Source organism: Streptomyces sp. NPDC033270 (assembly GCF_055576575.1).
In genome coordinates, this window is the sequence record NZ_JBVIRA010000010.1 from 43,979 (window position 1) to 70,952 (window position 26,974).

General features: G+C 73.0%; 21 protein-coding genes. 5 read left to right on the forward strand and 16 right to left on the reverse strand.

All coding sequences use genetic code 11. The annotated features are described in order from the left end of the window. The 3 genes from ACZ5XZ_RS16220 to ACZ5XZ_RS16230 form a co-directional block, all read right to left on the reverse strand. Positions 1-1,239: a glycosyltransferase gene (locus tag ACZ5XZ_RS16220; protein ID WP_468978293.1), complete on the reverse strand. Its 1,239-nt coding sequence runs from the start codon at positions 1,237-1,239 to the stop codon at positions 1-3. Continuing rightward, positions 1,236-2,363: a glycosyltransferase family 4 protein gene (locus tag ACZ5XZ_RS16225; protein ID WP_468978295.1), complete on the reverse strand. Its 1,128-nt coding sequence runs from the start codon at positions 2,361-2,363 to the stop codon at positions 1,236-1,238. The genes ACZ5XZ_RS16220 and ACZ5XZ_RS16225 overlap by 4 nt, the downstream gene beginning before the upstream one ends. 515 nt (positions 2,364-2,878) lie before the next feature. Continuing rightward, positions 2,879-4,294 carry a HEAT repeat domain-containing protein gene (locus ACZ5XZ_RS16230; protein ID WP_468978297.1) on the reverse strand — a complete coding sequence of 472 codons (1,416 nt, stop codon included), beginning with the start codon at positions 4,292-4,294 and terminating at the stop codon, positions 2,879-2,881. A gap of 322 nt (positions 4,295-4,616) precedes the next feature. Here ACZ5XZ_RS16230 and ACZ5XZ_RS16235 point away from each other — a divergent pair, with 322 nt between their 5' ends. After that, positions 4,617-6,083, forward strand: a complete 1,467-nt coding sequence (locus ACZ5XZ_RS16235) for a PP2C family protein-serine/threonine phosphatase (RefSeq protein WP_468978298.1) — start codon at positions 4,617-4,619, stop codon at positions 6,081-6,083. Positions 6,084-6,284: 201 nt separating this feature from the next. On the opposite strand, the gene ACZ5XZ_RS16240 is transcribed toward ACZ5XZ_RS16235, so the two are convergent. Further along, entirely contained in the window at positions 6,285-7,820 is a 1,536-nt protein-coding gene (locus ACZ5XZ_RS16240) for a DNA-binding protein NsdB (RefSeq protein ID WP_384436402.1), read from the reverse strand. Between the two features lie 285 nt (positions 7,821-8,105). On the opposite strand from ACZ5XZ_RS16240, the gene ACZ5XZ_RS16245 reads away from it, so the two are divergent. Both ACZ5XZ_RS16245 and ACZ5XZ_RS16250 read left to right on the forward strand, forming a co-directional pair. Then, complete coding sequence (locus tag ACZ5XZ_RS16245) at positions 8,106-9,239, forward strand: aminoglycoside phosphotransferase family protein (protein WP_468978300.1); 1,134 nt, start codon at positions 8,106-8,108, stop codon at positions 9,237-9,239. A 292-nt stretch (positions 9,240-9,531) separates the two neighbouring features. Then, a complete protein-coding gene (locus ACZ5XZ_RS16250) occupies positions 9,532-11,535 on the forward strand; it encodes an N-acetylmuramoyl-L-alanine amidase (protein WP_468978303.1) in 2,004 nt (667 codons plus the stop codon). A gap of 96 nt (positions 11,536-11,631) precedes the next feature. On the opposite strand, the gene ACZ5XZ_RS16255 is transcribed toward ACZ5XZ_RS16250, so the two are convergent. The 7 genes from ACZ5XZ_RS16255 to ACZ5XZ_RS16285 form a co-directional block, all read right to left on the reverse strand. After that, the gene (locus tag ACZ5XZ_RS16255) at positions 11,632-12,129 is read right to left on the reverse strand and encodes a hypothetical protein (protein WP_468978304.1); all 498 of its coding nucleotides are present in this window, start codon (positions 12,127-12,129) and stop codon (positions 11,632-11,634) included. Between the two features lie 87 nt (positions 12,130-12,216). Beyond that, complete coding sequence (locus ACZ5XZ_RS16260; RefSeq protein ID WP_468978306.1) at positions 12,217-12,612, reverse strand: ACT domain-containing protein; 396 nt, start codon at positions 12,610-12,612, stop codon at positions 12,217-12,219. A 110-nt stretch (positions 12,613-12,722) separates the two neighbouring features. After that, a complete protein-coding gene (locus tag ACZ5XZ_RS16265) occupies positions 12,723-12,962 on the reverse strand; it encodes a DUF397 domain-containing protein (RefSeq protein ID WP_468978308.1) in 240 nt (79 codons plus the stop codon). Positions 12,963-13,080: 118 nt separating this feature from the next. After that, positions 13,081-14,262 (reverse strand): thiolase domain-containing protein, encoded by a 1,182-nt coding sequence (locus ACZ5XZ_RS16270; protein WP_468978310.1) that lies wholly within the window; start codon positions 14,260-14,262, stop codon positions 13,081-13,083. Continuing rightward, positions 14,259-15,323 (reverse strand): thiolase domain-containing protein, encoded by a 1,065-nt coding sequence (locus ACZ5XZ_RS16275; RefSeq protein WP_468978312.1) that lies wholly within the window; start codon positions 15,321-15,323, stop codon positions 14,259-14,261. The genes ACZ5XZ_RS16270 and ACZ5XZ_RS16275 overlap by 4 nt, the downstream gene beginning before the upstream one ends. Then, positions 15,323-16,270: a Zn-ribbon domain-containing OB-fold protein gene (locus ACZ5XZ_RS16280; protein WP_468978314.1), complete on the reverse strand. Its 948-nt coding sequence runs from the start codon at positions 16,268-16,270 to the stop codon at positions 15,323-15,325. The genes ACZ5XZ_RS16275 and ACZ5XZ_RS16280 overlap by 1 nt, the downstream gene beginning before the upstream one ends. Before the next feature lie 32 nt (positions 16,271-16,302). Beyond that, positions 16,303-17,103, reverse strand: coding sequence for a crotonase/enoyl-CoA hydratase family protein (locus ACZ5XZ_RS16285; protein WP_468978316.1), 801 nt, complete (start codon positions 17,101-17,103; stop codon positions 16,303-16,305). Between the two features lie 185 nt (positions 17,104-17,288). Between ACZ5XZ_RS16285 and ACZ5XZ_RS16290 the strand changes: the two genes are divergently transcribed. Next, complete coding sequence (locus ACZ5XZ_RS16290; RefSeq protein ID WP_468978318.1) at positions 17,289-18,917, forward strand: acyl-CoA synthetase; 1,629 nt, start codon at positions 17,289-17,291, stop codon at positions 18,915-18,917. 125 nt (positions 18,918-19,042) lie between these two features. Here ACZ5XZ_RS16290 and ACZ5XZ_RS16295 read toward each other — a convergent pair whose 3' ends face one another. Continuing rightward, complete coding sequence (locus ACZ5XZ_RS16295) at positions 19,043-19,678, reverse strand: chorismate mutase (protein WP_468978321.1); 636 nt, start codon at positions 19,676-19,678, stop codon at positions 19,043-19,045. Positions 19,679-19,979: 301 nt separating this feature from the next. Here ACZ5XZ_RS16295 and paaK point away from each other — a divergent pair, with 301 nt between their 5' ends. Beyond that, a complete protein-coding gene (gene paaK, locus ACZ5XZ_RS16300) occupies positions 19,980-21,308 on the forward strand; it encodes a phenylacetate--CoA ligase PaaK (protein WP_468978323.1) in 1,329 nt (442 codons plus the stop codon). A 63-nt stretch (positions 21,309-21,371) separates the two neighbouring features. Here paaK and ACZ5XZ_RS16305 read toward each other — a convergent pair whose 3' ends face one another. The 4 genes from ACZ5XZ_RS16305 to ACZ5XZ_RS16320 all read right to left on the reverse strand — a co-directional run bounded on the left by ACZ5XZ_RS16305 (position 21,372) and on the right by ACZ5XZ_RS16320 (position 26,573). Further along, positions 21,372-22,172 (reverse strand): VOC family protein, encoded by an 801-nt coding sequence (locus tag ACZ5XZ_RS16305; RefSeq protein WP_468978325.1) that lies wholly within the window; start codon positions 22,170-22,172, stop codon positions 21,372-21,374. A 98-nt stretch (positions 22,173-22,270) separates the two neighbouring features. Continuing rightward, complete coding sequence (locus ACZ5XZ_RS16310; protein WP_468978327.1) at positions 22,271-23,821, reverse strand: acyl-CoA synthetase; 1,551 nt, start codon at positions 23,819-23,821, stop codon at positions 22,271-22,273. A 69-nt stretch (positions 23,822-23,890) separates the two neighbouring features. After that, the gene (locus tag ACZ5XZ_RS16315; RefSeq protein ID WP_468978328.1) at positions 23,891-25,450 is read right to left on the reverse strand and encodes an acyl-CoA synthetase; all 1,560 of its coding nucleotides are present in this window, start codon (positions 25,448-25,450) and stop codon (positions 23,891-23,893) included. A gap of 19 nt (positions 25,451-25,469) precedes the next feature. Next, positions 25,470-26,573, reverse strand: coding sequence for an NAD(P)H-dependent flavin oxidoreductase (locus ACZ5XZ_RS16320; protein WP_468978329.1), 1,104 nt, complete (start codon positions 26,571-26,573; stop codon positions 25,470-25,472). Between the last annotated feature and the right edge of the window lie 401 nt (positions 26,574-26,974).

The window sequence follows — 26,974 nt, forward strand, 5'->3', positions numbered from 1 at the left end:
TCACCACCCGCCCAACGGGCCCGCCGGATACGGCACCGCCGGTGCGCCGACCGGCCGGCCGCGCACCGCCGGCGCGTCGTGCGCCGCCAGGAAGGCGTCGACGGCGGGCTGCCAGCCGTAGCCCTCGGCCCGGCGGCGGGCGGCGGCGCGCCGGGCGGGCTCGGGCCGGGCCAGTACCCGCTGGACCGCGTCGGCGAAGGAGGGCCCGTCGTCGAGCGCCGTGTCACCGCCGCCGTCGACGAGTCCGGCCAGCGCCGACGCCGCGCTGGCGACGACCGGGGTCCCGCAGGCGAGTGCCTCCAGGGCGGCCAGCCCGAAGGTCTCGGCAGGTCCGGGCGCCAGGGTGAGGTCGGCGCTCGCCTGGAGCGCGGCGAGCCGGGACCGGTCGGCGAGATGCCCGAGGAACGCCGCGGGCAGCCGCTCGGCCCGCGCCCGGGCCTCCAGCCGCGGCCGCAGCGGCCCGTCGCCGACCACCACCAGCGCCGCGTCGACCCCGCGCCGGCGCAGCTCCGCCAGCGCGTCCAGGGCCCGCCCCGGACGCTTCTCCTGCGACAGCCGCGAGCACATCAGCAGCAGGAACTCGGCCCGGCCCGCGCAGCGGCGCCGAAGCTCCGCACTGCGGCAGTCCGGGTGCCAGGCGGCGAGATCGACGCCGAGCGGTGCGCGCACCACATTGCGCGCCCCGGCCCGGGTGAACTCCGCCGCCGCCCAGTCGGTGGTGCACACCACCCGGCTGTAGGCGTGCGCCGTACGGCGGTTGAGCCGGTCCGCGGCGGCCCGCGCGAGCGGCCGCGGCACGCCCCAGGTGCGCAGCACCCCGTCCACGCTCTCGTGCGAGACCATCACCGCGGGCACCCGGGCCCGGCGTGCCCACTCGCCCGTCCAGCGCAGCGTCGTACGGTCGGAGACCTCCAGGCGGTCGGGGGCCAGCGCGGCCAGCAGGCGCTGCAGCCGGTGGCGGTCGGTCAGCAGGCGGTAGCCGCCGCTGCCGGGCAGCACCGGCCCCGGCAGGGTGATCACCCGCCCCTGGCCGGTGAGTTCGTCACGTACCCCGCCCACCCGGCCGGCGCCGTCGCCTTCCGGCGGTCCGGGCACGATGAGCACCGGCTCGTGCCCGGCGGCCCGGTAGCCCTCGCCGAGCGCGCGCAGTGCGGTGCGCAGCCCGCCGGAGGCCGGGGTGACGAAGTTGGCGATCCGTACGATCCGCAGTCCGGTGCCGGCCGTGCGCCGCCGGTTCATGCCGCCACCGCCGTCCGGTCGGCGAGCACGGCCTCGTAGTGGCCCAGGAGCTGATCGCCCACCGCCTCCCAGGTGCGGTCCGCGACGGCCCGGCGGGCCGCGGAGCCGTACCGTACGCGCAGCTCGGCGCTGCCCCGGAGGAAGCGCACCGCGTCCCGGAACGCGCCGCCGTCGCCCGGTGTCACCAGCAGCCCCGTACGGCCGTGGTCGACCAGGTCGACCGGGCCGCCCGCGCGCGGCGCGACCACCGGCACACCGGAGGCCATCGCCTCCTGCACGGTCTGGCAGAAGGTCTCGTACGGGCCGGTGTGCACGAACACGTCCAAAGAGGCGTAGAGGCGCGCCAGTTCGTCACCGGTGCGGCGGCCCAGGAAACGGACCTCCGGCAGTGCGGCGCGCAGCCCGGCCGCGCTGGGGCCTTCGCCGATGACGACGGTACGAACGCCCGGCAGCCGCGAGGTCTCGGCCAGCAGCCGGACGTCCTTCTCCGGCGCGAGCCGTCCCACGTACCCCACCAGCAACTCCCGCCCCGCGGCCAGCGAGCTGCGCAGCACCGCGTCGCGCCGCCCCGGGTGGAACCGCTGGGAGTCGACGCCCCGCGGCCACAGGTGGACCCGCGGCACGCCGTGGTCGGTCAGGTCCAGCAGCGCCGCGCTGGAGGGCGCCAGGGTGCGGTCGGCGGCCGCGTGCACGGCCCGGATACGCCGCCAGGCGGTGGCCGCACCACCGCCGAGGTAGGTACGGGCATAGCGGCCCAGGTCGGTCTGGTAGACGGCGACGGCGGGCACCCGCCGGCGGGCGGCGGCCGCCATCGCGCGGGCACCGAGGACGAAGGGGCTGGCGAGGTGCACCAGATCGGGCCGGTGCCCGTCGAGGGCGGCCGACAGCCGGCGCCCGGGGAGCGCGATCCGCACCTGCGGGTACCCGGGCAGCGGCATCGAGGGCACCCGGACGACGGGGCAGGGGCTCTCGTACGTCGCGGCGCCGGGCACGCGGCCACCGAGCGGCGCGATGACCAGCGGATCGTGCCCGCGCCGTACGAGGTGCCGGGCGGTTTCCAGGGCGCAGTGTGCGACGCCGTTGACATCGGGCGGGAAGGATTCGGTGACGAGGACGACACGCATAAGGCTGTTGTCGGCGGGCCGTGCGTGGAGGGGACCACGTGGATCTTTCTTGCCGGAGAACGTCCCATGAGCGTTCCTCTGCGCTTGGCCGGCTTCCCACGTTTTCGGCTGGCCCGCCGTGGTGGTTGTTCGCCGTGTCGCCTGCGGCGGGCCCCTCCGCTGCGCTTTGCTGCTGCCGACTCGTCTGCTTTCGCGCCGTGTCGCCTGCGGCGGGCGTTTGTTTGTCGGCTGCGGTGACAGCCCTACGGACTCCGTCCTACGGTCTGTCCCCTCCCGTGAGTGGGTGGGAAGGCAGGCCGGTGGGGGCACACCTGATCTGTCCACTACCGGCACACGAACGCTGACGTCCACCCCCACCGGTCTTCTCTCCCCCCACTACGGGAGGGGGCGGACCGCAGGACGGAGTCCGGAGGGGCGCACCCGTTGCCGAAAACGCCCCGCGCAGCGGCACCAGCCCGCCGCAGGCGAAAAAAGCGAAACCCCCACGGCGGGAAAGCCGACAACGTGGGAAGAGCCTAGGACTCCGGTCCGATTCGGCTGCGGACGGCCGTCTGGACCTCGGCCTCCTCCGCCGGGTCGGCGGCTAGGCGGCGGAGCTGCTCGACGACCCGGTCGTCGCCCGTGGCCGCGTGTCGGGCGGCCAGTTCCCGGGTGGTCTCCTCGCAGTCCCACAGGCACTCGACGGCGAAGCCGGCCGCGAAGCCCGGGTCGGTGGCGGCGAGCGCAGCGGCGGCCCGGCCGCGGAGGTGGGAGGAGGAGGTCTCGCGGTAGACGTGCCGCAGGACGGGGGCGGCGCAGACGACGCCGAGGCGGCCGGTGCCGTCGACCAGCTCCCACAGGCCGCCGGCGTCCGGGCCCTCCTCCCGGACGGTCCGGCGCAGCGCGGCCAGCACCAGCTCGGCGTCGCGCTGTGCGCCGCGGCGGGCGAGCATCGCGGCGGCCGACGCGCCCAGCCGGTCGGCGCGCGGCGCCCAGAGGCGGGCCCGCTCGACGGCGGCGACACTGCGCATCCGTTCGAAGGAGGTCTGCGCGGCCGAGATCAGCTGCTCACTGGAGAAGGGGCAGGTGACCGCGGACTCGATCAGGTCGAGGACGTCGGGATCGCCGCGTTCGGCGAGGTGGTGGAGCACGGCGGCGCGCGCCGCGTCCGGTCCGCTGCGCGCGGCGCGCAGCAGCTCGGGGCGGTCCTCCGGTCCGACGACCGCGGACAGGCAGCGGGCGGCGGCGAGGTGGCGGTGCTCCGCGGGTTCCAGGTCCAGTCCCTGCTGGGCCCACGCCAGGACCTCGGTCACGCTCCAGCCGGGGCGCGGCCCGCGGGGCCGCAGCTGCCGCTGCCAGCGGTCGAAGGAGCCCTGCTCCCCGGCGGCCGCCAGTCGGGCGCCGTAGCGGGGGTCCTCGGCCCACAGGCGCCACGGCCGGGGCTCGAAGGCGTCGCGGACGGCCGCGGCCAGCTCGGCCGCACCCTGCTCGGTCTCGGGGAAGCGTGCGAGCACGGCGGGGGCGAGGGTCATCAGCCCGGCGTCGTCGTCACGCAGCGCGAGCTCGTCCAGGGCCCAGCGCCAGTTGCTGCCGGCCGCGGCGTAGCTGCGCAGCAGCAGTCGGGCGGCGTCCCTGCCGTACGCGGCGAGGTGGCCGAGGACGGCGAGGGCGAGTCCGGTGCGCTCCTCGCCCGTGTCGAGGAGGTCGTCGGGGTGGAAGAGGTGGCGTTCGATCTCCTCCAGCCCACCGTCGAGCTGCATGTAGAGGCGCGCGTAGTACAGAGAGCGGTTCTCGACCTGCCAGTCGCGCCGGGGGTCGCGCAGCACGCAGTCGTTGAGTGCCGCGAGCGCCTCGGCCCGCGGCGCCGCGAGGGCATGCAGGGTCCCGTCGCCGCGGCCTCGCTGCAGGAGGCCGAGCAGGGTGCCACTGGGCGCTATGTCTGGATCGAACATGAGGTCAGCATCCGGTGCGGGGGACAGGCTGGCAACGGGATTTCCGCTGACCGGCATTCTTGCCGGTGACCGCGGACCGTATGCACGGCATCCCTCGTCAACCCCGTGGAATCGGCGAGAACACCTGCGGTACGGCGGCCGAAGCCTAGCCTGGAAGCTGCCATTCCGCCGATTCGCCCCGAGGTTGCCCCAGGGAGGCCGCTGGCATATGCCAGGTGCACCACCGTATCGGGTAGTGCCAAATCCCTTACGGACGGTCGCTGCCTGTGCAACAGTCGTTACCGGCCCTTTAGCCCGGCGCCGCCTGATCACGGAGTACGTCATGCCGTCCCCTCTCTTCGCGGACCATCCAGCCGACCGGCCCCCCGAGCGCGACACGGTCGAGGCACTCATCACGCAGGCGCGCCGTCTGCGCGGCGGCCTCGACGCGGTGCGCCGGGAGTCCACGGTGGACACCGACCTCGCCGCCGACCCGCAGCTTCGCTGGCAGCGGGCGCTGTGCGACCTCGCCGTGCACCACCTCGACGACCTCGGTGGCCACCTCGACCAGCTGAGAGAGGGCCTGCCCACTGAGAGTGACGACGAGCAGGCGGCCGAGGTCGAGCTGCCGGCGGCCCCGCCGGAGCCCGCGCCCCATGAGCGCGGCGCGCTGCTGCGCCGCGTGGGCAGCGCCGAGTGGAATCTGCTCACGGACGAGGTCAGCTGGTCCGACGAGCTGTTCGCGATGTTCGGCCGAGCCCCCTCCGAGGGCCCGCTGACCCTCGACGAGCTGCCGTCCCTGGTATACGCCGAGGACCAGGAGGGGCTGGCCACGATGGTCACCGACTGCCTGGTGGACGGCCGGCCGATCGACGGCGAGTTCCGCATCGTGCGGCCGGACGCGAGTCTGCGCACGGTGCACATGGTGGGCGAGCCGGTGCTCGACGCCGATGGCAGCACCGCCTGCATGTGGGCCGTGCTGCGGGACGTCAGCGAGCTGCGCCGCAGCCAGCAGGCGGTACGCGAGACCCGTGACTCGCTGCACCGCGAGCGGCATATCGCGCAGACCGAGCACCGGCTTGCGGTCGAGCTGCAGGAAGCCGTGCTACCGCCGTGGCGCGGCTCCCTGCGGTTCCCGCAGGGCGGCCCGGTCGCCCTCGATCTCGCCGGGCGCTATCTGCCGTCCGGCACCAGCGCCCTGATCGGCGGCGACTGGTACGACGCCCTGCAACTCCCGGACGGCGCCACGCTGTTGAGCGTCGGCGACCTCACCGGCCATGGCGCCACGGCCACTTCGGGCATGGCGATGGTGCTGGGCGCGCTGCGCGGTATGGCGGTCTCGGGACAGCGGCCGGGGCCGCTGATGGGCTTTTTGAACCAACTGCTGGACACCGCCGCCCAGCCGGCGCTCGGCAGCGCGGTGTGCGGCCGGTTCGACCCCGAGACGCGCACGCTGGAGTGGGCCCAGGCGGGCCACCCCGCACCGCTGCTCTTCCGCGGCGGCACGGGGCGCGCGCTGGACCCACCGGAGGGCGTACTGCTCGGGGCGACCTCGGGGGCGGCGTACACCCAGCGCACCGAGCAACTGGAGCCCGGCGACCTGCTCGTGCTGCACACCGACGGTCTCGCGCCACGCCGTACGCATGGCGCGGAGGCCGCCCATGAGGGTGCCGAGCGGCTCCTCGCCCTGGCACCGCGGTTCGCCGCGGCCCGTAACGCGCAGGACAGCGTCCGCGTCGTCGTCGAGGAGTTCGGCAGCACCGAGCGCGAGGACGACGCCTGCGTGCTGATCGCCAGGGTCGGCGGCTGACACACAGCGCGGCAGCTGAGGGGCGGACCGGCGGAAGCGAAGCCGGCCGCCCTGAGGCGTGGGGCGGGGGTTGGTCGGCTCTCAGGTGAAACGGCATCTCTGCCGGGTGTGACGCGTCGTCACGCGCAGGTGCGCGTGACGCTCCGCCACCTCTGCCGTTTCTGTCATCTCGTGCTGTACGAAGGCCGGAACGCAGCGGATTCAGACCGAGAAGTTCTGGCCCAGTCCGACTCCGGAACCGACCCCGGGCCCCAGGCCCGACCCCTTGGCCTTGGGCTTCGCCTTCGGCAGGACCTGCTGGATCTCCTCGCGCAGATCCTGGATCTTGGCGTAGTTCGCGTACTGTCCGGTCAGCCGGAACATTTCGCGGAGCCGGTCCCAGGTGCGGTGGGAGGAGTTCTCTCCGATGGACACCAACGCCAATCTGGCGTAGCGGTCGGCCTGTTCGGGGTCGTCGCCGATGAAGCAGGCCGACGCCATCGAGATGTAGTCGAAGATCTGCGAGCGCTGGCGGCCGCCCTCGCGCAGCTCCAGTGCCTGTTTGGCGTGATGCTGAGCGATCCTGGCGGCCGAGGGGTCGTGATCGGCGAGAGTGCGGAAGGCCAGCGCCTGCATGCCGTGCAGATCCGCCTCGTCGAACATCTGCATCCAGCACGGCGGGGGCACATCGCCCTTGTCCGAGACGAAGAGCTCCTCCGCCTCTCCCAGCGTGCGCCGCATCGCCTGGCCATGGCCCTTGGACGCCTGTGCCCAGGCCTCGATGGTGTGCAGCATGGCGCGGGTGCGCGGCAGGGTCTCCTCGCCGGAGCCGGACTTGGCCAGCTTCATCAGATCGAGCGCGTCGTCGGGACGGCCCAGATGGACCATCTGGCGGGCGGCGCGGGAGAGCGCCTCCCCGGCGCGCGGGCGGTCGCCGCCCTCGCGTGCCGCATGGGCGGCGATGATGAAGTACTTCTGGGCGGTGGGCTCCAGGCCGACGTCATGGGACATCCAGCCGGCCAGCACCGCCAGATTGGCGGCCACCCCCCACAGCCTGCGCTGCAGATGGTCGGGGTGGCGGTAGGCGAGCATGCCGCCCACTTCGTTGAGCTGGCCCACCACGGCCTTGCGCTGCAGCCCGCCGCCACGGGCCGCGTCCCAGGCGCGGAAGACTTCGACCGAGCGCTCCAGCGCGTCGATCTCCTGCGACCCCACGGGGGCCGCCTCATAGCGGTCGAGGCCGATCTGGTCGAGTTCGGTGAGGGAGTCGGAAGCGAACGGGTCGTCGTGGCGGGGGGCGCCGGCGGGGGCCGGATCGGTGTGCAGCCAGTCGTGCATGGCGCCGGTGAGTGCGGAGCCCGCGGCGAGCGCCGCGCCCGCCCCCACCAAGCCGCGTCGGTTGAGCATGAGGTCCATTCCCGTGAATTCCGTGAGGACCGCAGCGGTCCGTTCGGGAGCCCACGGCAGACCGTCCGTGGCCTGCCGCTTCCCCGAGCGACCGGTTCTTGCGAACCCGAGGTCCTCGATGGTTACGACACGGCCGAGGCGCTCGGTGAACAGGGAAGCCAGGACCTTGGGCACCGGATCCCGTGGGGTCTCCCCCATGTCGATCCAGCGCCGAACCCGCGAGGTGTCCGTCGCCAGCTGCGGATGGCCCATGGCCGCCGCCTGCCGGTTGACGAGTCTCGCCAGCTCTCCTTTGGACCAGCCGGCCAGGCCGAAAAGGTCCGCGAGACGGGTGTTCGGCTGCCTGTCCACGTCAAGCCCCCAGGTTCCTCGACTGAGTTGACAGTAACGGCCGGTGACGTGCGCTGCGACCATTCGCCAGGGTTCGCCAGGGTGCGCCAGATGGTCTGCCACCCGCAGCCCGTTGTTCTGTAGGTGTGCCGCCCCCGGCCTGGTGGCGGGACCGCATTCCCCAGGGTGCGCGCCCTTCACAGGGACCCTGGATCGGCCTCCTGCACGGGGCCCGTTCACGGGTTCCCTCCACCGGGCCGGGGAGCGCGCGCAACTCGTCGGCGCACGAAGGGATCTTCTTCACCCATGTATGCAGCATCGTCCGCCGTGACCGCCCCCGCCCGGCCGTACCGCCCGCACCCCGCGGGCAGCGGGCCGTATCTCGCCCCCTCCTCATCCGCGGGGGCGGTCCCCGGTCTCTCCGGTGGCCGGACCCGGCGGACGCAGGGGACGGGCACCCAACCGCTCAGCGGGAGACTTGACTTGTCCGGGCCCCAGGGCGCCCAGCTGCGCGCCGCGGTCGCCTCCGTGCATCGCATCTGTCCGGAGTTCAACCCGGTCCAGGTGCTGCGCCGGAGCGGCAAATCCGTCCTCCTCGTCGGCACGACGGGCCGCATGACCGCGGTCGCCAAGTGTTTACTGGACCACTCCCCCGCATGGGCGGAAAGGTTCCAGCAGGAAATAAGCGCATACCGCGCATTCGTCCGGCATCGTCCGCCGGTACGGGTGCCGCGGCTGGTGGCGGCCGACCCCGACAACTGCACGCTGATCGTGGAGCGGATGCCCGGCCGGGTCGCCGCCATGACACGGCACCCGTCCGAGGCGCCTCCCCGCGCGGATGTGCGGGCCGCGCTCGGCGCGATCTGCCGGATCAACCTCTGGCGGCCGCCGGCCGGACTGTTCGACACCCCGCTGGACTACGCGGGCCGCATCGGCCGCTATCACGACCTCGGGCTGCTCACCGACCGCGACCTGGGCGATCTGCAGAAGCTGATGCACGGCCTGTCGCACGTCCAGGGCCAGTTCTGCCACGGCGACGCGCTGCTGAACAACGTGCTGCTCTCCCCCGCCGGTCCGGTGCTGCTGGACTGGGACAACGCGGGCTGGTACCTGCCGGGCTACGACCTGGCGACGTTGTGGTCGGTCCTCGGCGACGCCCCGGTGGCGCGTCGGCAGATCAGCCAGCTCGCCCAGAACGCGGGCCCGGCCTCGCGGGACGCCTTCCTGGTGAATCTGATGCTGATTCTCACCCGCGAGATCCGGCGCTATGAGACCGCGGTCCAGCGGACCATGCGCGAGCCCGCGCCGACGGGGACACCGGGCCCGGGACAGCCCGGCGTGCCCGCGGCGGGCGAGGAGCAGCGGCTGCTCCTGCGCCGGCTGCACGACGACTGCCAGATGGCGCGCCGTGCGGTACGGGCGGCGGTCGGCACCCGCTGACCGACTAGGGGGACTGTGAGCGGCGCGCCCGGGCACGGGGCGCGCCGCTCACCCATGTGCCCGTTCATTGGTCCATTCCACTGACGCCTCGCAGGCCCGGGGCCGGTCCGGGAAGGCTCCTGGGGAGATGCCCTGACATGCGTAATCCCGGCCCGGCGCGGTGATTGACGGTCCGTCGGCAGACGTATAGCTATAGGCCCGACGGGGGATCTACCCTCGGGTCCCACCCCGCACGGCCGTTTGCGCACCAACCGTCACACCGTCCGGCTCGGGCCGGCTCGAGGAGGTCGTTTTGCGAGGATCCGCCCCGGAAGACGCAAGGAGAATCCACCGCCCCGCCCTGCGCAGATCCACCGCCGTCGCGGCGGCGCTCCTGCTGCTGCCGCTCTCGGGAGCACCGGCCGCCAGCGCCGGGCAGCCCCCGGCCGGCCGGCTGCAGCGGGCCTTCACCGACGCCGCCGTCCGCTTCCACGTACCCCGCAGTGTGCTGCTCGGCGTCTCGTATCTGGAGTCCCGCTGGGACGGTCACGGTGGCGCGCCCAGCGTCGCCGGTGGCTACGGCCCGATGCATCTGACCGACGCCCGTACGGCTCTGTCCCGGCTGCCGGAGTTCAGCGAGGGCGACGAGGACGCCCGCGGTGACGGCTCGCGCGACCGGAAGCGGGTGCCCAGGAGCACCACACAACGGGCTCTGCTGCCGGCGAAACTCCCCGCCCGGTTGCGGACGTTGGCGACCGCGGCGAAGCTGACCGGCCTGTCCCCCGAGAAGCTGCGCAGGGACCCCGCGGCGAACGTGCTGGGCGGTGCGGCGCTGCTGGCCGCCGAGCAACGCCGGCTGGGGCTGCCGGCGGGCGGTGATCCGGCCCGGTGGTACGCGGCGGTGGCGGCCTACGGCGGCCAGGACAGCGCGCGCGGCGGCCGGGCCTTCGCGGACGAGGTGTACCAGGTCGTGCGCCGGGGCCAGGCGCGTACGAACGACGCGGGACAGCGGGTCACGCTGGCCGCCACGCCGGGGCTGGTCCCCGACCCCGCTCAGCAGAAACGTCTCGGCAGGCCGGCCGTCAAGGCCTCCGCGGCGGGTGGCGACGGCGGGCTGGAGTGCCCGTGGAGCGTCGCCTGCATGTCGGTCCCGGCGCCGTACGAGGAGTTCGGCGACAAGGACTACGGCAACCACGACCTGGCGAACCGCCCCAAGGACCAGAAGGTCAACGCCATCGTCATCCATGACACCGAGGGGTCGTGGGACGTCACCCTGAAGCTGATCAAGGACCCGAAGTATGTGTCCTGGCACTACACGATCCGCTCCTCGGACGGTCTGATCGCCCAGCATGTGCCGACCAAGGACGTCGCCTGGCACGCGGGCAACTGGTACATCAACTCGCACTCCATCGGAGTCGAGCACGAGGGCTTCCTCGCCTCACCGGACGCCTGGTACACAGAGGCGATGTACCGCGCCTCGGCCCACCTGGTGAAGTATCTGAGCCGCAAGTACGACGTCCCGCTCGACCGGCAGCACATCCTGGGCCACGACAACGTGCCCGGCACGACCGCGTCCACGATCCCCGGTATGCACACCGACCCCGGCCCGTACTGGGACTGGGCGCACTACTTCACCCTGCTGGGCCGGCCCTTCCACCCCAACGCGGGCCCGCGCGGCGGTCTGGTCACCATCCGCCCCGACTACGCCAGGAACACACCGCGCTACACCGGCTGCGCCAAGCCCGGTGACACCTGCGCGCCGCACGGCTCCACCGCGGTCCGGCTGCATATCGCGCCCGACGAGAACGCCCCGCTGGTCAAGGACGCCGGGCTGCACCCGGACGGCAGCGACTCCACGGACGGCGTGAACGACATCGGTGCCCGCGCCTCGACGGGCCAGCGGTTCGCGGTGGCGAGCCGGGCCGGCGACTGGACGGCGGTCTGGTACCTCGGGCAGCTCGCGTGGTTCCGCAATCCGCAGGACGGGCCGACGGCGGTGAACACGCAGGGCCTGATCGCCACGCCGAAGGCCGGCCGGGCGGAGATCCCGGTCTACGGCCGTGCGTACCCGGAGAAGGCGGCGTACCCGGCCGGCGTGCCGTACCAGGCCGTCTCCCCGCTGCCGTACAAGATCACCGCGGGTCAGAAGTACGCGGTCGGCGACCGGATGGCGGGCGAGTACTTCTACGCGCCGACCTTCGACACCAGCAAGCACACGGTCGTGCGCGGCAAGGACGTCTACTACGAGATCCAGCTCGGCCACCGGGTCGGCTATGTGCGTGCGGCCGATGTCGACGTACAGCGCTCGGGGTCCTAGGGGGAAGGACGTCGCTCAGCGCGACGCGCCCGGTGGACGGCGCGGGTCAGGCCGTCCACCGGGCGCGAGGCGTGTCCGCTCCCGTGTGCGCTGGGGTCAGCCCTGCTGGAACAGCTCCGCCGGCAGCGGCTTGAGCAGCGCGTAGAGGTCGTCGGTGATCGGGCGGTCCCAGCTGGCGATGGTGACCAGCACACCGTCGCTGCGGTCGAACTGGGCACACGAGATCCGGCTCTCGGAGCACTTGATGCGCTTGACGATCAGCAGGTTGTCCTCGTGCATCACCGGGGTGTCCTCGCTCTCGACGACCGTCACCGGCTCGTCGTTGCCGAGCGCCGCGAGCAGCTGCGCCACCTCGAAGGGCACCTCGTCGCCCTCCAGCTCGCGGGCCGGGGAGCCCTCCGGCAGATTGCCGATGATCATCGCGGGGCCGCGGCCACCGAACAGGTCGTAGCGGAGGAAGACGCCCTGGCAGCTCCCGTCGGGCGCGGGCAGCAGCCCGGCCCCGAGATTGCCCGGCCAGTCCCCGGGGTCCATGGCGAGTACGTCGAAGTCTGGACCGGCGGGCGTGGCGCTACGGCGGCGGAGGAAGGACATGCCGCCATCGTACGTGGCTCGGCCCGACACGCCGCGCTGACGTCGAGGTAAGCGCGCGGGCGCCGCCGCGGCCCGCCGCGCCGCCGGTCAGGCCCGCGCGGACAGCTCGCCGAGGAGGCGCAGCGCCTCGGCGGCCGCGTCGTGGGGCACGAAGAGGTGATCGTGGTGGAAGCCGGCGACGACGTTGCAGCTGAGCCCGGCCCGGGCGAGCGCGGTGGCGACGGCGGCGGTCAGTCCGACGGCGTCCAGCGCGGAGTGCACCCGCAGGATGATCCAGCCGGCGACATAGTCGTACGGCAGGCCGGCGCGATCGGCCTCCTCCTGGCGGACGACGAGGGTGAGCCCTTCGGGTTCGGCGACGGTGACCTGGGGCGTCACCCCCTCGGGGACCGGGCCGGGCACGGTCGTAAAGACAAAGCGGCCCTCGTTCAGCTCCGGACGCATCCCGCTCAGCAGCAGTCCAAGATCACGCTCACCCGTCATACCGCCCATCCTACGAGCGGCCCGGCAGGCGTCGTCCGCCTCGTGGAACCGCGGTCCCGGCGGAGCGAGTTGGGCGGGACGACCACCGGCCATGACCCATCGGACAGGCCCTAGGTGAGGTCGAACTCGCCGTCGCGGGCGTCCAGGACGAAGGCGCGCCACTCGGCCGGGGAGAAGATCACCGCCGGGATCTCCGGGCTGCGGCGGTTGCGCATCGCGACATAGCCCTCCACGAAGGCGACCTGGACGTCGCCCACACCCTGGGTGGTGGACTGCCACTCGGCCTGTGACAGGTCGAGTTCGGGCCGGGGGCCGCCCGCGAGCCGCTGCTCGATGATGCTGTTGGCCACGTGTCCTCGCTTCCTTGCGATGCGTCGTCCGTGGGCAGCCTAACCACTGGGCCCGGGGACGGACAGGGGACGTGTCCCGGCGCCGGCGCGCGGGCTCGGGGAGGCGGATCCCGGTCCCTCAGGCGGCCGGGGAGTCCGCGCCGACCAGCCACATCGCGAAGAACTGGGCCCCGCCGCCGTAGGCGTGTCCCAACGCCCGGCGGGCGCCGTCGACTTGATGCGCGCCGGCCCGGCCGCGCACCTGGAGGGCGGCCTCGGCGAAGCGGATCATGCCGGAGGCGCCGATGGGGTTGGTGGAGAGCACGCCGCCGGAGGGGTTGACCGGGAGGTCGCCGTCGAGTTCGGTGACGCCGGACTCGGTGAGTTTCCAGCCCTCGCCCTCCTCGGCGAAGCCCAGGTTCTCCAGCCACATCGGTTCGTACCAGGAGAACGGGACGTACATCTCGACCGCGTCGATCTCGCGGCGGGGGTCGGTGATCCCGGCCTGCCGGTAGACGTCCGCGGCGCAGTCCTTGCCGGCCTGCGGCGAGACGAAGTCCTTGCCGGCGAAGAGGGTGGGTTCGCTGCGCATCGCCCCGCCGTGCACCCAGGCCGGCGGGTGGGGCGAGCGCGCGGCGCCGGCGCGGTCGGTGAGGATCATCGCGCAGGCCCCGTCGGAGGAGGGGCAGGTCTCCGAGTAGCGGATCGGGTCCCAGAGCATCGGTGCGGCCTGGACCTTCTCCAGGGTGATGTCGTGCTCGTGGAGGTGCGCGTAGGGGTTCTTCAGGGCGTTGCGGCGGTCCTTGTAGGCGACGAGGGATCCGACGGTGTCGGGGGCGCCGGTGCGGCGCATATAGGCGCGGACGTGCGGGGCGAAGAAGCCGCCGGCGCCGGCCAGCAGGGGCTGCTGGAAGGGGATCGGCAGGGACAGGCCCCACATGGCGTTGGATTCGGACTGCTTCTCGAAGGCGAGGGTGAGGACGGTGCGGTGGACCCGGGCGGCGACCAGGTTGGCGGCGACCAGGGCGGTGGAGCCGCCGACCGAGCCCGCGGTGTGCACCCGCAGCATCGGTTTGCCGACGGCGCCGAGGGCGTCGGCGAGGTAGAGCTCGGGCATCATGACGCCCTCGAAGAAGTCGGGGGCCTTGCCGATCACCACGGCGTCGACGTCCGGCCAGTTCAACCCGGCGTCCTCCAGGGCCCGGCGGGCGGCCTCGCGGACGAGTCCGGCGATCGAGACGTCCCGGCGGGCGGCGACGTGCTTGGTCTGGCCGATGCCGACGACGGCCACCGGCTCCTTGGATGTGGCACCTGTGCTCATCGTTCCCCCTCCAGGACGGCGACCAGGTTCTGCTGCAGGCACGGCCCCGACGTGGCGTGGGCAAGCGCCCGGTCGGACTCGCCGCGCTGGATGCGGGCGGCGGCCTCGCCGAGCCGGATCAGGCCGGTGGCCATGACGGGGTTGGCGGCGAGCGCGCCGCCTGACGGGTTGATCCGGACCGTGCTGCCGGGCGCGTCGAGTTTCAGGGCGCGGCGCAGCACGACCTCCTGGGAGGTGAAGGGGGCGTGCAACTCCGCGGTGTCGAAGGGTCGTTCGAAGGCTCCGGCGTGTTCGGCGGCGAGCCGGGTGGAGGGCGAGTCGGTGAGGTCGCGGACGCCCAGGCTGTGGGCCTCGATGCGGTGGTCGAGCCCGCGGATCCAGGCGGGGCGGTCGGTCAGCCGGCGGGCGGTGTCGCCGGCGGCGAGGACGACGGCGGCCGCACCGTCGCCGATGGGCGGGCAGTCGCCGGTGCGCAGCGGGCCGACGAGCGGCTCGCCGACGGGCACGGCGCCGCGCAGTTGGGCGGACGGATGGGACGCGGCGTCGGCGCGGCTGCGGGTCGCGATCGCGGCCAGCTCCCGCTCGTCGGTCAGCTCCGCGTCGATCAGTGCCTGGGCCTGGAGGGCGGCGAGCGCGACGGAGTCGGGCCACAGCGGGGCGACGTAGTACGGGTCGAGCTGGCGGGTGAGGACCTCGCGGACGTCGCCGGGCGAGGACTTGCCGTAGGCGTAGACCAGTGCGGTCTCCGCCTCACCGGTGAGGATCTTCACCCAGGCCTCGTACAGCGCCCAGGCGCCGTCCATCTCGACATGGGATTCGGCGATCGGCGGCCAGGCGCCGACGCCGTCCAGGGCCATCGTGAAGGAGAAGGCCCGGCCCGCGAGGTAGTCGGAGGAGCCCGAGCAGGTGAAGTCGATGTCGCCGGCCTTGAGGCCGGTCCGCGCCAGTACGTCGTGGAGCACCGGCATCAGCATCTCGACCTCGGAGGTCTCCGCGCTGTCGCGGACGTGGCGGCTCTGCCCGAAGGCGACGACGGCGACCTCGCGTATCGGATCGCGCATCAGATCAGCTCCTTGTAGCTGTCGTAGTCGGCGTCGGGTTCGCCGGTGGGGCGGTAGTGGTCGGGGAAGCGCCCGCCCTCGGTCCATACGGGTTCCACCCGCAGCCCCATGCGGACCTGGTCGTAGGGGATTCCCCCGATGCGGGCGTGCAGGGCCAGGTCGGCCCCGTCCAGTGCGATGTGGGCGTAGACGTACGGCACCTCGATGTCGAGATTCCTGGCCTTGATGTTGACGATGCAGAAGGTGGTGACGGTGCCTTTGGGGCCGACCTCGATCTGGGTGTCGGTGGCGACGCCGCAGGTGGGGCAGGCGCCGCGGGGCGGGACGTAGACCTTGCGGCAGGACGGGCAGCGCTCGCCGATGGTCCGGTGGCCGGCGAGCGCCTGGAGGTAGCGGGACTGGGCGCGGCCGGGCGAGTAGGTGTAGTCGAGCCGGGCGGGGGCGGTGATCCCGGTGACCGGGTCGGCGAACTCCCCGCCGTGCGGGGCCGGCCGGGCGCCGTCCGCCGGGTCGCCGGACGGCTCGAAGCAGGCGATGTCGGTGATGGCGCCGGTGCGCTCGGCGGCCCAGCGGATCCGCACCCGCATGCCGGTGCGTACGGCGTCGGGGCCGGGGGCGTCCAGGGCGTGCAGCAGCGCGGTGTCGGCGCCGTCGAGCCGGACCAGGACCCAGGCGAAGGGGATGCCAAGCGGCTGGCCGCGGCGCGGGGCCGGGTTCCAGGCCCAGGTGGTGACGGTGCCGGTCGCGCCGACCTCGACCAGCTGGTCGATCTCCTCGGCGGTGGCCGGGTCGTATTCGGTGGGCGGTACGACGACCCGGCCGTCGCCGGCCCGGACGCCGAGGACGGTGCGCTCGCGCAGTCCGGTGAGGAAGGCGCTCTGGACCGGGCCGAGCGAGCGGGTGAAGGGGAATTCCACGACGAGGGGCGCGGTGAGGACCTGTGACATGCGGGCTCCTTGGGCTCCTTGGGCGCTTCGGCTCAGGCGCGCCGGTAGACGGGGGGACGCTTCTCCGCGAACGCGCGGGAGCCCTCCTTGGCGTCGGCGGTGTCGAAAACGGGCCAGCCCCGGGCGAGTTCGGCCCGGAGTCCCTCGGCCTCGGTCAGCTCGGCGGTCTCGTAGACGGACGCCTTGACGGCCTCGACGGCGAGGGGGCCGCAGGCGTTGATCCGCTCGGCGATCTCCAGGGCCGCCTGCAGTGCGCCGCCGTCGGGCACGACATGGCCGATCAGGCCGATGCGTGCCGCCTCGGGTGCCGGATAGGGCCGGCCGGTGAGCAGCATCTCCAGGGCGTGGGTGCGGGGGATCTGGCGGGCGAGGCGGACGGTGGAGCCGCCGATGGGGAACAGTCCGCGGGCGACCTCGAAGAGGCCGAAGGTGGCGCTCTCGCCGGCGACGCGGATGTCGGTGCCCTGGAGGATCTCCGTACCGCCGGCGACGCAGTGGCCCTCGACGGCGGCGATCACCGGTTTGCGGGGGCGGTGGTGGCGCAGCATCGCCTTCCAGTGCAGGTCGGGGTCGGCACGCAGCCGGTCGCGGTACTGCTCGCCGGCCATCCCGCCGCCGGCGAGCGCCTTGAGGTCCATTCCGGCGCAGAAGGTGCCGCCGGCGCCGGTGAGGACGATGGAGCGGATCTGGTCGTCCTCGTCGGCGGCGATCCAGCCGTCGTACAGGCCCACCAGCATCGGCAGCGAGAGTGCGTTCTTCGCCTCCGGCCGGTTGAGGGTGAGCACCAGTGTCGCGCCGACGCGCTCCACGGTCAGATGTTCCGTACCACCCATGCCGTCCTCCCGTCTCAAGACGTAGAACAGGTTGCAGTAGCCGCACGGCGAGTTCAAGAGTTTTCTGACAGGTAGTCAGATTTGTTGGTCGCGACCCTTCCCTGCTCCCTCCGGCGGCGCTCTAATGACCGACTGGGTCCGGTCGGCAGACCGGCCGGCCGACGCCCGCCCGGTCTGGAGGAGACATGGAGTACAACCTTGCCGACCTCTTCGAGTCGATCGTCGACACCGTCCCCGACCGCGAGGCGCTGGTGTACGTCGACCACCCGGGGACCGGCGCCGAACGGCGGCTGACGTACGCGGAGCTGGACCGCGCCGCGAACCGTCTGGCCCACCACCTCGCCGACCACGGCATCGGCCCCGGCCACCACGTGGGACTCCACCTCTACAACGGCATCGAGTACCTCCAGGCCGTCTACGCCTGCCTGAAGATCCGCGCCGTCCCGGTGAACGTCAACTACCGCTACGTGGAAGAGGAGTTGGCCTACCTCTACCGGGACGCGGACCTGGTGGCGCTGGTCTTCGACGGGGAGTTCACCGGCCGGGTCGCCGCCGCCCTCCCGCACGCCCCGGCGCTGCGGCATCTCGTACGGGTCGGCAGCCCGCCCCCCGGCGCGCCCGCGCCCCGGATCGCGCCGGTCGCGCTCGCGGACGCCGAGGCCGCCGGTTCACCCGCCCGCGGCTTCGGACCGCGCTCCGCCGACGACCAGATCGTCATCTACACCGGCGGCACCACCGGCCTGCCCAAGGGCGTGATGTGGCGCCACGAGGACATCTTCTTCTCCGGGATGGGCGGCGGGGCGCCGACCGGTGAGCCGGTCAAGCGGCCGCAGGAGCTGGCCGAGCGGGTCGCGGCCGGCGGCGCCGGACTGGTCTTCTTCCCCACTCCCCCGCTGATGCACGGCACCTCCACCCTCACCGCGTTCATCGCCTTCCACTTCGGCCAGAAGGTCGTCATCCACCGCAAGTACGTGCCCGAAGAGGTGCTGCGGACCATCGAGCGGGAGCGGGTCACCAGCGTCTCGCTGGTCGGCGACGCGATGCTGCGCCCGCTCGTCGACGCGCTCGGCGGGCCGCTGAAGGGCGTGGACTGCTCCTCGCTGTTCAGCGTCAGCAGCTCCGGCGCGATCCTCTCCGAGACCGTGCGCGCCCAGTTCGGCGCGCTGGTGCCGCACGCCCTGCTGCTGAACAACTTCGGCTCCTCGGAATCCGGGTTCAACGGCACGGCCACCGACGACGCGGGCCCCGAGCGGGGCTTCCGGCTGCGCGTCAACTCCCGTACGGCGGTGGTGGATCCGCAGACCCGCGCGCCGGTGGCGGCCGGCGGGACGGGCCGGCTCGCGCTGCGCGGACACGTACCGCTGGGCTACTACAACGACCCGCAGAAGACCGCCGAGACCTTCTTCGAGGCGCACGGCGACCGGTGGGTGCTGCTGGGCGACATGGCCACCGTGGACGAGCAGGGCGTCGTCACGGTCCTGGGCCGGGGGTCGCAGTGCATCAACTCCGGCGGCGAGAAGGTCTATCCGGAGGAGGTCGAGCAGGCGCTCAAGGCGCACCCCCAGGTGTATGACGCGCTGGTGGCGGGCGTACCGGACGAGCGGTGGGGCAACCGCGTCGCGGCCGTGGTCCAACTGCGCGAGGGAGCCGGTCCGCTGGACCTGGAGGGCATCCAGGCGCACTGCCGCGGCCGGCTGGCCGGCTACAAGATTCCGCGTGCCGTGGTCTTCACCGACCGGATCCAGCGGTCGCCCAGCGGCAAGGCGGACTACCGCTGGGCGAAGGCGGTGGCGGCGGGCGAACGGGAGGCGTGAGGCGGCGCCCTCGGCACCCGGTCCGCCGTCGCCTCCCCCCGGCTCGTCGTGGTTCACCACGCGGCGTTCGCCTACCGGGCGCCGCGCAGGCGGTACTCGGCTACCAGGCGCCGCGGACCCGGCGTTCAGCTGCCGGGCGCCGCGTACGTGGTGCAGACCGACCGGAGCGCGCGGCCCAGCGCCACCGTGTGCAGCGCGTCCAGCCGCCGCTCATGGCGTACCTGGGCGGCGTTCACGGTCAGCAGCGGGCGGCAGGACGGCGCGGAGCGGGCGTGGGGGGAGGCGGCGACGGCCCGGACCAGCTCGCCGTTGATGCGGTTGATCTCCTTGCGGACCTCACCCAGGTCGGGGCGCTCCTCCGGCGCCCGGGACGGGTCGGCGTCCCACAGCCGGTGCAGTCCGCGCTGCACGACCTTGCTGGCCTCGATCTGGTCCCGGAAGATCCGCTCCGTCGCCACCGGGTCGGCGCCGAGCTGCCGGGCCTGCGCCGCCACCGCGTCCAGCACCTGCCGTTCGCGGACCGGGTCGTCGATCGGCGCGCCGGTGCCCCACTTCGCCGCGGCCACCAGGTCCCCGGTGGCCAGCCGCTCCGCGGACAGCGCGGCGAGGGGCCGGAGCTGCTGGTACGGGGAGTGCGCGGCGGGCGACGGAGCGGGCGACGGGGCGGCCGGGGCCGCGACGGCCCCGCCGGCCGCGGTGAACAGGACGGTCGCGGCGGCGCCGGCGACCAGCGCACGGCGCATCGAAGTGATCAGCTGCACGGTCGGCCTCTCTCGAACTCCGGTCCTCCCAAGGGGGATTCGTGGGAGGTCGTACGGCGCGAGCCTACGGCCTGCCGACAGGCTCTCGCGCCGCTCCCCCGCGCCTCGTCCACCCCACCCCCGGCACGCCGACCGGACCTCACCGACCTGCGCGCCTGACAGCCGTCACTCCCCCGCGGGACCACCGGTGAACCGCCCGCGCCAGGCCCCTTGACGTGCTCGCCGCGCGCTGATTACTTGGACCGCATTCAGCTACCGAATGATCGGTAGGGAGACGAGGCGGTGACACTCCATGCCGGACATGCCGGAAGCAGCCACGGGCGGGGCGACGGGCGGTGAGACCTTCGACGACGCGGAGCGGCTCTCCCCGGAGGCGTTGCGGGAACTCCAGCTGACCCGGCTGCGCGCCTCGTTGCAGCACGCCTACGACCATGTCCCCTTCTACCGCGAGTCCTTCGACCGCGCCGGGGCACATCCCAAGGACTGCCGCTCGCTCGGCGATCTCGTCCGCTTCCCGTTCACCGTCAAGGACGATCTGCGCGCCCAGTACCCCTTCGGCATGTTCGCCGTCCCCAAGGACAGGGTGCGCCGCATCCACGCCTCCAGCGGCACCACCGGCCGTCCGACGGTCGTCGGCTACACCGAGCGCGATCTGTCCCACTGGGCGGATGTCGTGGCCCGTTCGCTGTACGCCGCCGGCGCCCGGCCCGGTCACACCGTCCATATCGCCTATGGATACGGCCTGTTCACCGGCGGTCTGGGCGCCCACTACGGCGCGGAGCGGCTCGGCTGCACGGTCGTCCCGGCCTCCGGCGGGATGACCAGCCGGCAGGTGCAGATCATCCAGGACTTCCGCCCCGAGATCATCATGGTGACCCCGTCGTACATGCTCACCCTCCTCGACGAGTTCGAGCGGCAGGGCGTCGATCCCCGGACGACCTCGCTGAAGGTGGGCGTCTTCGGTGCCGAGCCCTGGACGCAGGAGATGCGGCGCGAGATCGAGGAGCGGTTCGCGATCGACGCCGTGGACATCTACGGCCTGTCGGAGGTCATGGGTCCCGGTGTCGCCCAGGAGTGCGTGGAGACCAAGGACGGACTGCACATCTGGGAGGACCACTTCTACCCGGAGGTGGTCGACCCGATCACCGGCGAGGTGCTGCCGGACGGTGAGCACGGGGAGCTGGTCTTCACCTCCCTCACCAAGGAGGCGATGCCGGTCGTCCGCTACCGCACCCGTGATCTGACGCGTCTGCTGCCGGGCACCGCGCGGGCGGCCTTCCGCCGGATGGAGAAGGTCACCGGGCGCAGCGACGACATGATCATTCTGCGGGGGGTCAACCTCTTCCCCGCACAGGTCGAGGAGATCGTGCTGCGCACGCCCGGCGTCGCCCCGCACTTCCAGCTGAAGCTGACGCGGGAGGGCCGGCTGGACCAGCTGACCGTACGCGCCGAGGCCCGCCCCGATGCCACCTCCGAGGAGCGCACGGCGGCCGTCGGGATGATCGCGCGCGGCGTCAAGGACGGCATCGGGGTCTCGGTCGCCGTCGAGATCGTCGATCCGGAGACGCTGGAGCGCTCGGTGGGCAAGATCAAGCGCATCGTGGACGCCCGCCCGCGGGGCCCCCGCTGAGAGGCGTCGCCGGTCGCCGTCACACCCGGACGGCACACCCGGGCCGCCGTCTGCCGACGCCGCTCAGGTCATGTTCGGATCCCCCTTGATCAGGGCGAACGGGGCCCCGGCGGGGTCCTTCACCATGGCCAGCCGGCCGACGCCCGGGGCGTCGGCGGGCGGGATCAGGACCGTGGCGCCCTGGCCGACGGCGGCCGCGTAGGTCTCATCGCAGTCGAGCACGCCGAAGTACGGGTGCCACTCCGAGGTCGAACCGGCCGCCAGATTCTCCTTCGGCAGCTGCATGAGGCCGCCCTGCCCCGGGTCGTCGGTTCTGCCGCCGCCCGGCGAGGAGATGACCGAGTAGACCAGGTCGCCGCCCATCGGCATGTCCTGATAGCTCCAGGAGAAGACCGAGCGGTAGAAGTCCTTCGCCGCGGCCGCGTCGGTGGTGTACAGCTCGGTCCAGCAGAGCGTGTTGGGCTCCATGACCCTCTCCAGGCCCCCGGTCTCGCGCGGCTGCCACACGGCGAAGTCGGCACCCGTCGGGTCGGTGAAGGCCGCCAGCCGGCCCGCCGTGAAGACGTCCCCCGGCTCGACCCGCACCGAGCCGCCGGCCTGCTCCACCGCCTTGGCCGTGGCGTCCGCGTCGCGCGTGTGGAAGTACGCCGTCCAGGCCGACTCGGCGCCCTCCTCCGTCAGCGGGCCGGCGGCGGCGACCGTCCTGCCGTCGATCTGGAAGAAGCCGTACCCGCCGGCCTCCGGGCCGGCCGACTCGAAGCTCCAGCCGAACACGGCGGAGTAGAAGGCGACGGCGGCATCGACGTCGGGAGCCCCGAGGTCGAGCCAGTTCGGTGTGCCCGGGACGTAGTTGGTGGTCAGCATGGGTGCTCCTCCGTCGTACGGATCGAGGCCTGCGGGGCCGTTCTCCCGCCGCTTCTCAGCATGGCAGGGGCCACTGACAGCCGCCCTCCGCACGCGGCTCAGGGCGTGCCGAACCGCTCGCGCAGCTCACGCTTGAGGACCTTCCCGCTGGCGTTGCGCGGCAGCGCGTCCACGAACACCACCCGTTTGGGCGCCTTGAACGGCGCGAGGCGGGCCCGCGCCGCCTCGATCAGCTCCCGCTCCCCCACCAGGGCCCCACCGCCCGCGGCGTCCGCGCCGTTCGAGCCGTCCGTACGCCGGACCACCACCGCCGTCACCGCCTCGATCCAGCGCTCGTCCGGCAGTCCGATGACCGCGACCTCGGCCACCTGCGGATGCTCGTAGAGCACGTCCTCCACCTGGCGCGAGGCGACCAGGACGCCGCCGGAGTTGATGACGTCCTTGACCCGGTCGACCACCGTGAAGTAGCCCTCCGCATCCCGGACGGCGAGGTCCCCGGAGCGGAACCAGCCGTCCCGGAACGCCTCGGCGGTCTCCTCCGGCTTGTCCCAGTAGCCGGTGCACAGCTGCGGGGACCGGTAGACGACCTCGCCCCGGGTGCCGTCCGGCACCTCCCGGCCCGCCTCGTCCACCACCCGCGCCTCGACGAACAGCACCGGGCGCCCGCAGGAGTCCAGCCGGCCCTCGTGCTCGTCCGGGCCGAGCACGGTGGCCAGCGGCCCGATCTCGCTCTGTCCGAAGCAGTTGTAGAAGGCGAGCCGGGGCAGGCGGGCGCGCAGCCGCTCCAGAACCGGCACCGGCATGATCGAGGCGCCGTAGTAGGCCTTGCGCAGCCCGCCCAGCTCCCGGGTGGTGAAGCCGGGGTGCTGCGACAGCGCGATCCACACCGTCGGCGGCGCGAAGAGGCTGTCGGCCCGGCCCGCCTCCACCAGGTCGAAGATCCGGTCCGGGTCGGGGCCGTCCAGGATGGTGTTCTCGGCGCCCACCGCCAGATAGGGCAGCAGGAACACATGCATCTGCGCGGAGTGGTAGAGCGGCAGCGAGTGCAGCGGCCGGTCGGTCTCCTTGAGGTCGAGGGCGACGACGGCGCTGGTGTACTCGTGCACCAGCGCACGGTGCGTCATCATCGCGCCCTTGGGCAGGGCGGTCGTCCCCGAGGTGTAGAGGAGCTGCGCCAGTTCGTCGTCGGCGACCTCCGGCAGCTCCCCGGCGCCACCGGGCACCGCGCCGGCCGCGAGCCGCTCCAGCAGCCCGTCGGGGGTGCCGTACAGCGGCAGGGTGCGTACGGAGTCCGGCAGCCGGTGCGCGAGGGCGGCGTCGGTGAGCACCAGCGCGCTGCCCGACTGGTCCAGGATGTAGCGCAGGTCCTCGCCGGTGAGGCCGTGGTTGACCGGTACGTGCACCAGTCCGGCGCGGGCGCAGGCAAGAAAGCCGATCAGATACGCGTCGGAGTTGTGCCCGTAGGACGCGACCCGGTCGCCGGGCCCGAGGCCGTCCGCCAGCAGCACCCGGGCCGCGGCCGTCACCGCGTCGTCCAGCTCGCGATAGGTCCAGGCCCGCTCCCCGTAGCGCACCGCGGTCCGCCCGGGCACGCGGCGGGCGCTGCGCCGCAGGACTCCATCGACGGTGTTGCTCCGTGCTCGCATCATGGCGCGATCCTCGGCCGCGCCCCACCCCCGGTCAAGGCACCCGACCGCGCGTCAGCCCTAGGACAGGCCCTATACGGCGCGTTCGCGTCCCTGCCAGTACGGGTCGCGCAGCCGGCGTTTGTAGAGCTTGCCGTTGGGGTCGCGCGGCATGGCGGTGATGAAGTCGACGGACTTGGGGCGTTTGTAGCCGGCGAGCCGCCGTTCGCAGTACGCCAGGATGTCGGCGGCCAGCTCGGGGCCCGCCCGGTGGCCCTCGGCGGGTTCCACGACGGCCTTGACCTCCTCGCCCCAGTCGTCGTGCGGAATGCCGAAGGCGGCCGCGTCGGCGACCGCGGGGTGGCCGAGCAGGGCGGATTCGATCTCGGCGGGGTAGATGTTCACCCCGCCCGAGATGATCATGTCGATCTTGCGGTCGCGGAGGAAGAGGTAGCCGTCCTCGTCGAGACAGCCGAGGTCTCCGACGGTGAAGAAGTCTCCGATCCGGTTCTTCCTCGTCTTGCCCTCGTCCTTGTGGTAGCTGAAGCCGCCGGTGGTCATCTTCATGTAGACGGTGCCCAGTTCACCGGCCGGCAGCCGGTTGCCGTCGTCGTCGAAGACGGCCAGCTCGCTGATCGGCCAGGCCTTGCCGACCGTCCCCGGCTTCTTGAGCCAGTCCTCGGCGGTCGCGAACGCGCCGCCGCCCTCACTCGCCGCGTAGTACTCCTCCACACAGCCGCCCCACCAGTCGATCATCGCGCGTTTGACGTGGTCGGGGCAGGGCGCGGCCCCGTGGATGGCGTGCCGCATCGCGCTCACGTCGTAGGCCGCCCGGATCTTCTCCGGCAGGGCGAGCAGCCGGTGGAACTGGGTCGGCACCATATGGGTGTGGGTGCAGCGGTGCTCGTCCATCAGGGCCAGCATGCCCTGCGGCGTCCACTTGTCCATGAGGACGATGCGGTGGCCTATGTGCAGTGAGGCGCCGGCGAATTGCAGTACGGCGGTGTGGTAGAGCGGCGAGCAGACCAGGTGGACGTTGCCGTCGAACGGCTTGATGCCGAAGATGCCGAGGAAGCCGCCCAGATAGGCGTCCTCGGGCGCGGTGCCGGGCAGCGGGCGACGGATGCCGCGCGGGCGTCCGGTGGTGCCCGAGGTGTAGTTCATCACCCAGCCCAGGGTGCGGTCGTCGGGCGCGGAGTCCGGTTGTTGGTCGAGGAGCCGGCCGTACGGCTGGAATCCGTCGACCGTCCCGACGGCGTAGCGCTGTGCCGCCGGCACTCCCGCCTCGTCCGCGGCCTGCCGCGCCGCCGCCGCGAACCGCTCGTGGACGATGAGCACCTTGGCGCCGGAGTCCGCGACGATCCAGGCGATCTCCGGGCCGACCAGATGGTGGTTGACGGGGACGAGGTAGAGGCCGGCCTGGGACGCGGCGAGGTAGGCGGTGAGGAACTCGACGCCGTTGGGGAGCACGACGGCGAAGGCGTCGCCGCGTTGCAGGCCCGCGGCGCGCAGTCCGTGGACGAGTCGGTTGGCGGCTGCGTGCAGCCGGGCCGCGGTCCACTCCTCGCCGTCCGGGGCGATCAGGACCGTACGGTCGGGGTCGGCGGCGGCCTGCGCCCAGAAGCCGTTGGGCGGCGCGGCGTCCTTGGTCATGGGGCTGTCCTCCTGGGGTTCACGCGCGTCCGGCGATGCGGTTGATGCGGTCGACGGCCCGCTCGAAGCCGCGGGTGAGGTCGTCGAAGACGGCCTGCACACTGCGTTCGCTGTTCATCCGGCCGACGATCTGGCCCACCGGGGTGCCGAGCAGCGGCTCGACCTCGTGCCGCTGGATGCGGGAGTTGGCCTCGGCGACCAACAGGCCCTGCAGCGGCATCGGAAGGGTGCCGGGGCCGTCGGGGTCGTCCCAGGCGTCGGTCCACTCCGTACGCAGCTGGCGGGCGGGTTTGCCGGTCAGGGCGCGGGAGCGGACGGTGTCGCCCGGCCCGGCGGCGAGCAGTTTCGCGGTCAGCCGCCGGGAGTGCAGCTCCGCCTCCTCGGTGGTCAGCCAGATCGAGCCGAGCCAGACGCCCTGCGCGCCGAGGGCGAGCCCGGCGGCGATCTGCTCACCGGTGCCGATGCCGCCCGCGGCGAGCACCGGGAGCGGGTCGACGGCGGCCACGATTTCCGGGGTGAGGACCATGGTGGCGATCTCTCCGGTGTGCCCGCCCGCCTCGTAGCCCTGGGCGACGACGATGTCGATGCCGGCGGCCTGGTGGTGGCGGGCGTGCCGGGGGCTGCCGGCCAGTGCGGCGACGAGGACGCCGTGGTCGTGGGCGCGCTCGACGACGTCGGGCGGCGGCGAGCCGAGGGCGTTGGCGAGCAGTTTGATCGGGTAGTCGAAGGCCACGTCGAGCTGGGTGCGGGCGACCTGCTCCATCCAACCGGTGATCCGCCAGCCGGGCGTCTCCCCCTGGGCGAGCCCGGGCACCTGATGCTTCTCCAGGAGCTCGGTGACGAACCTGCGGTGCCCCTGGGGGATCATCGCCTCGACGTCGGCCTCGCTGACGCCCTCCACCTTCTTGGCGGGCATCACCACATCGAGCCCGTAGGGCAGTCCGTCGGTGTGCTCCTGCATCCAGTCGAGGTCGCGGGCCAGCTCGTCCGGCGCGGTGTAGCGGACCGCGCCGAGCACCCCGAACCCGCCGGCCCGGGTGATCGCCGCGGCGACGGCGGGGAACGGCGTGAACCCGAAGACGGCGTGCTCGACTCCCAGCGTGTTGCTCAGCTCCGTCTGCATGCGCGAAGGATGCCGCAGCGGGCCGTACGAGGGAAGAGATTTTCTGATGCTGCGTCAGAAAGCGGTGGGGACCGGCCAGGGGGTGCCCGAAGGGCGTCCACTAGGGCTTGGGGGAACAGATCCCGTAAGGGTCGCGAGGGCCCCCTGCGGGGCCACAACGGGGTGGGGGTTGGTGGTATTCCCGGGGGGACACGGGTGGGTCCCCCCCCGGCGCCCACCGGGAGGCACCGACCGGTCGCGGCAGGGGCGACCGATCACAGCAGGGACGACCGGTCACGGCAGGGGACGCCCGGTCACAGCAGGGACGACCGGTCACGGCAGGGGGAGACCGGTCACGGCAGGGGACGCCCGGTCACGGCAGGGGCGCACGGTCACAGCAGGGGCGACCGGTCGCGGCAAGG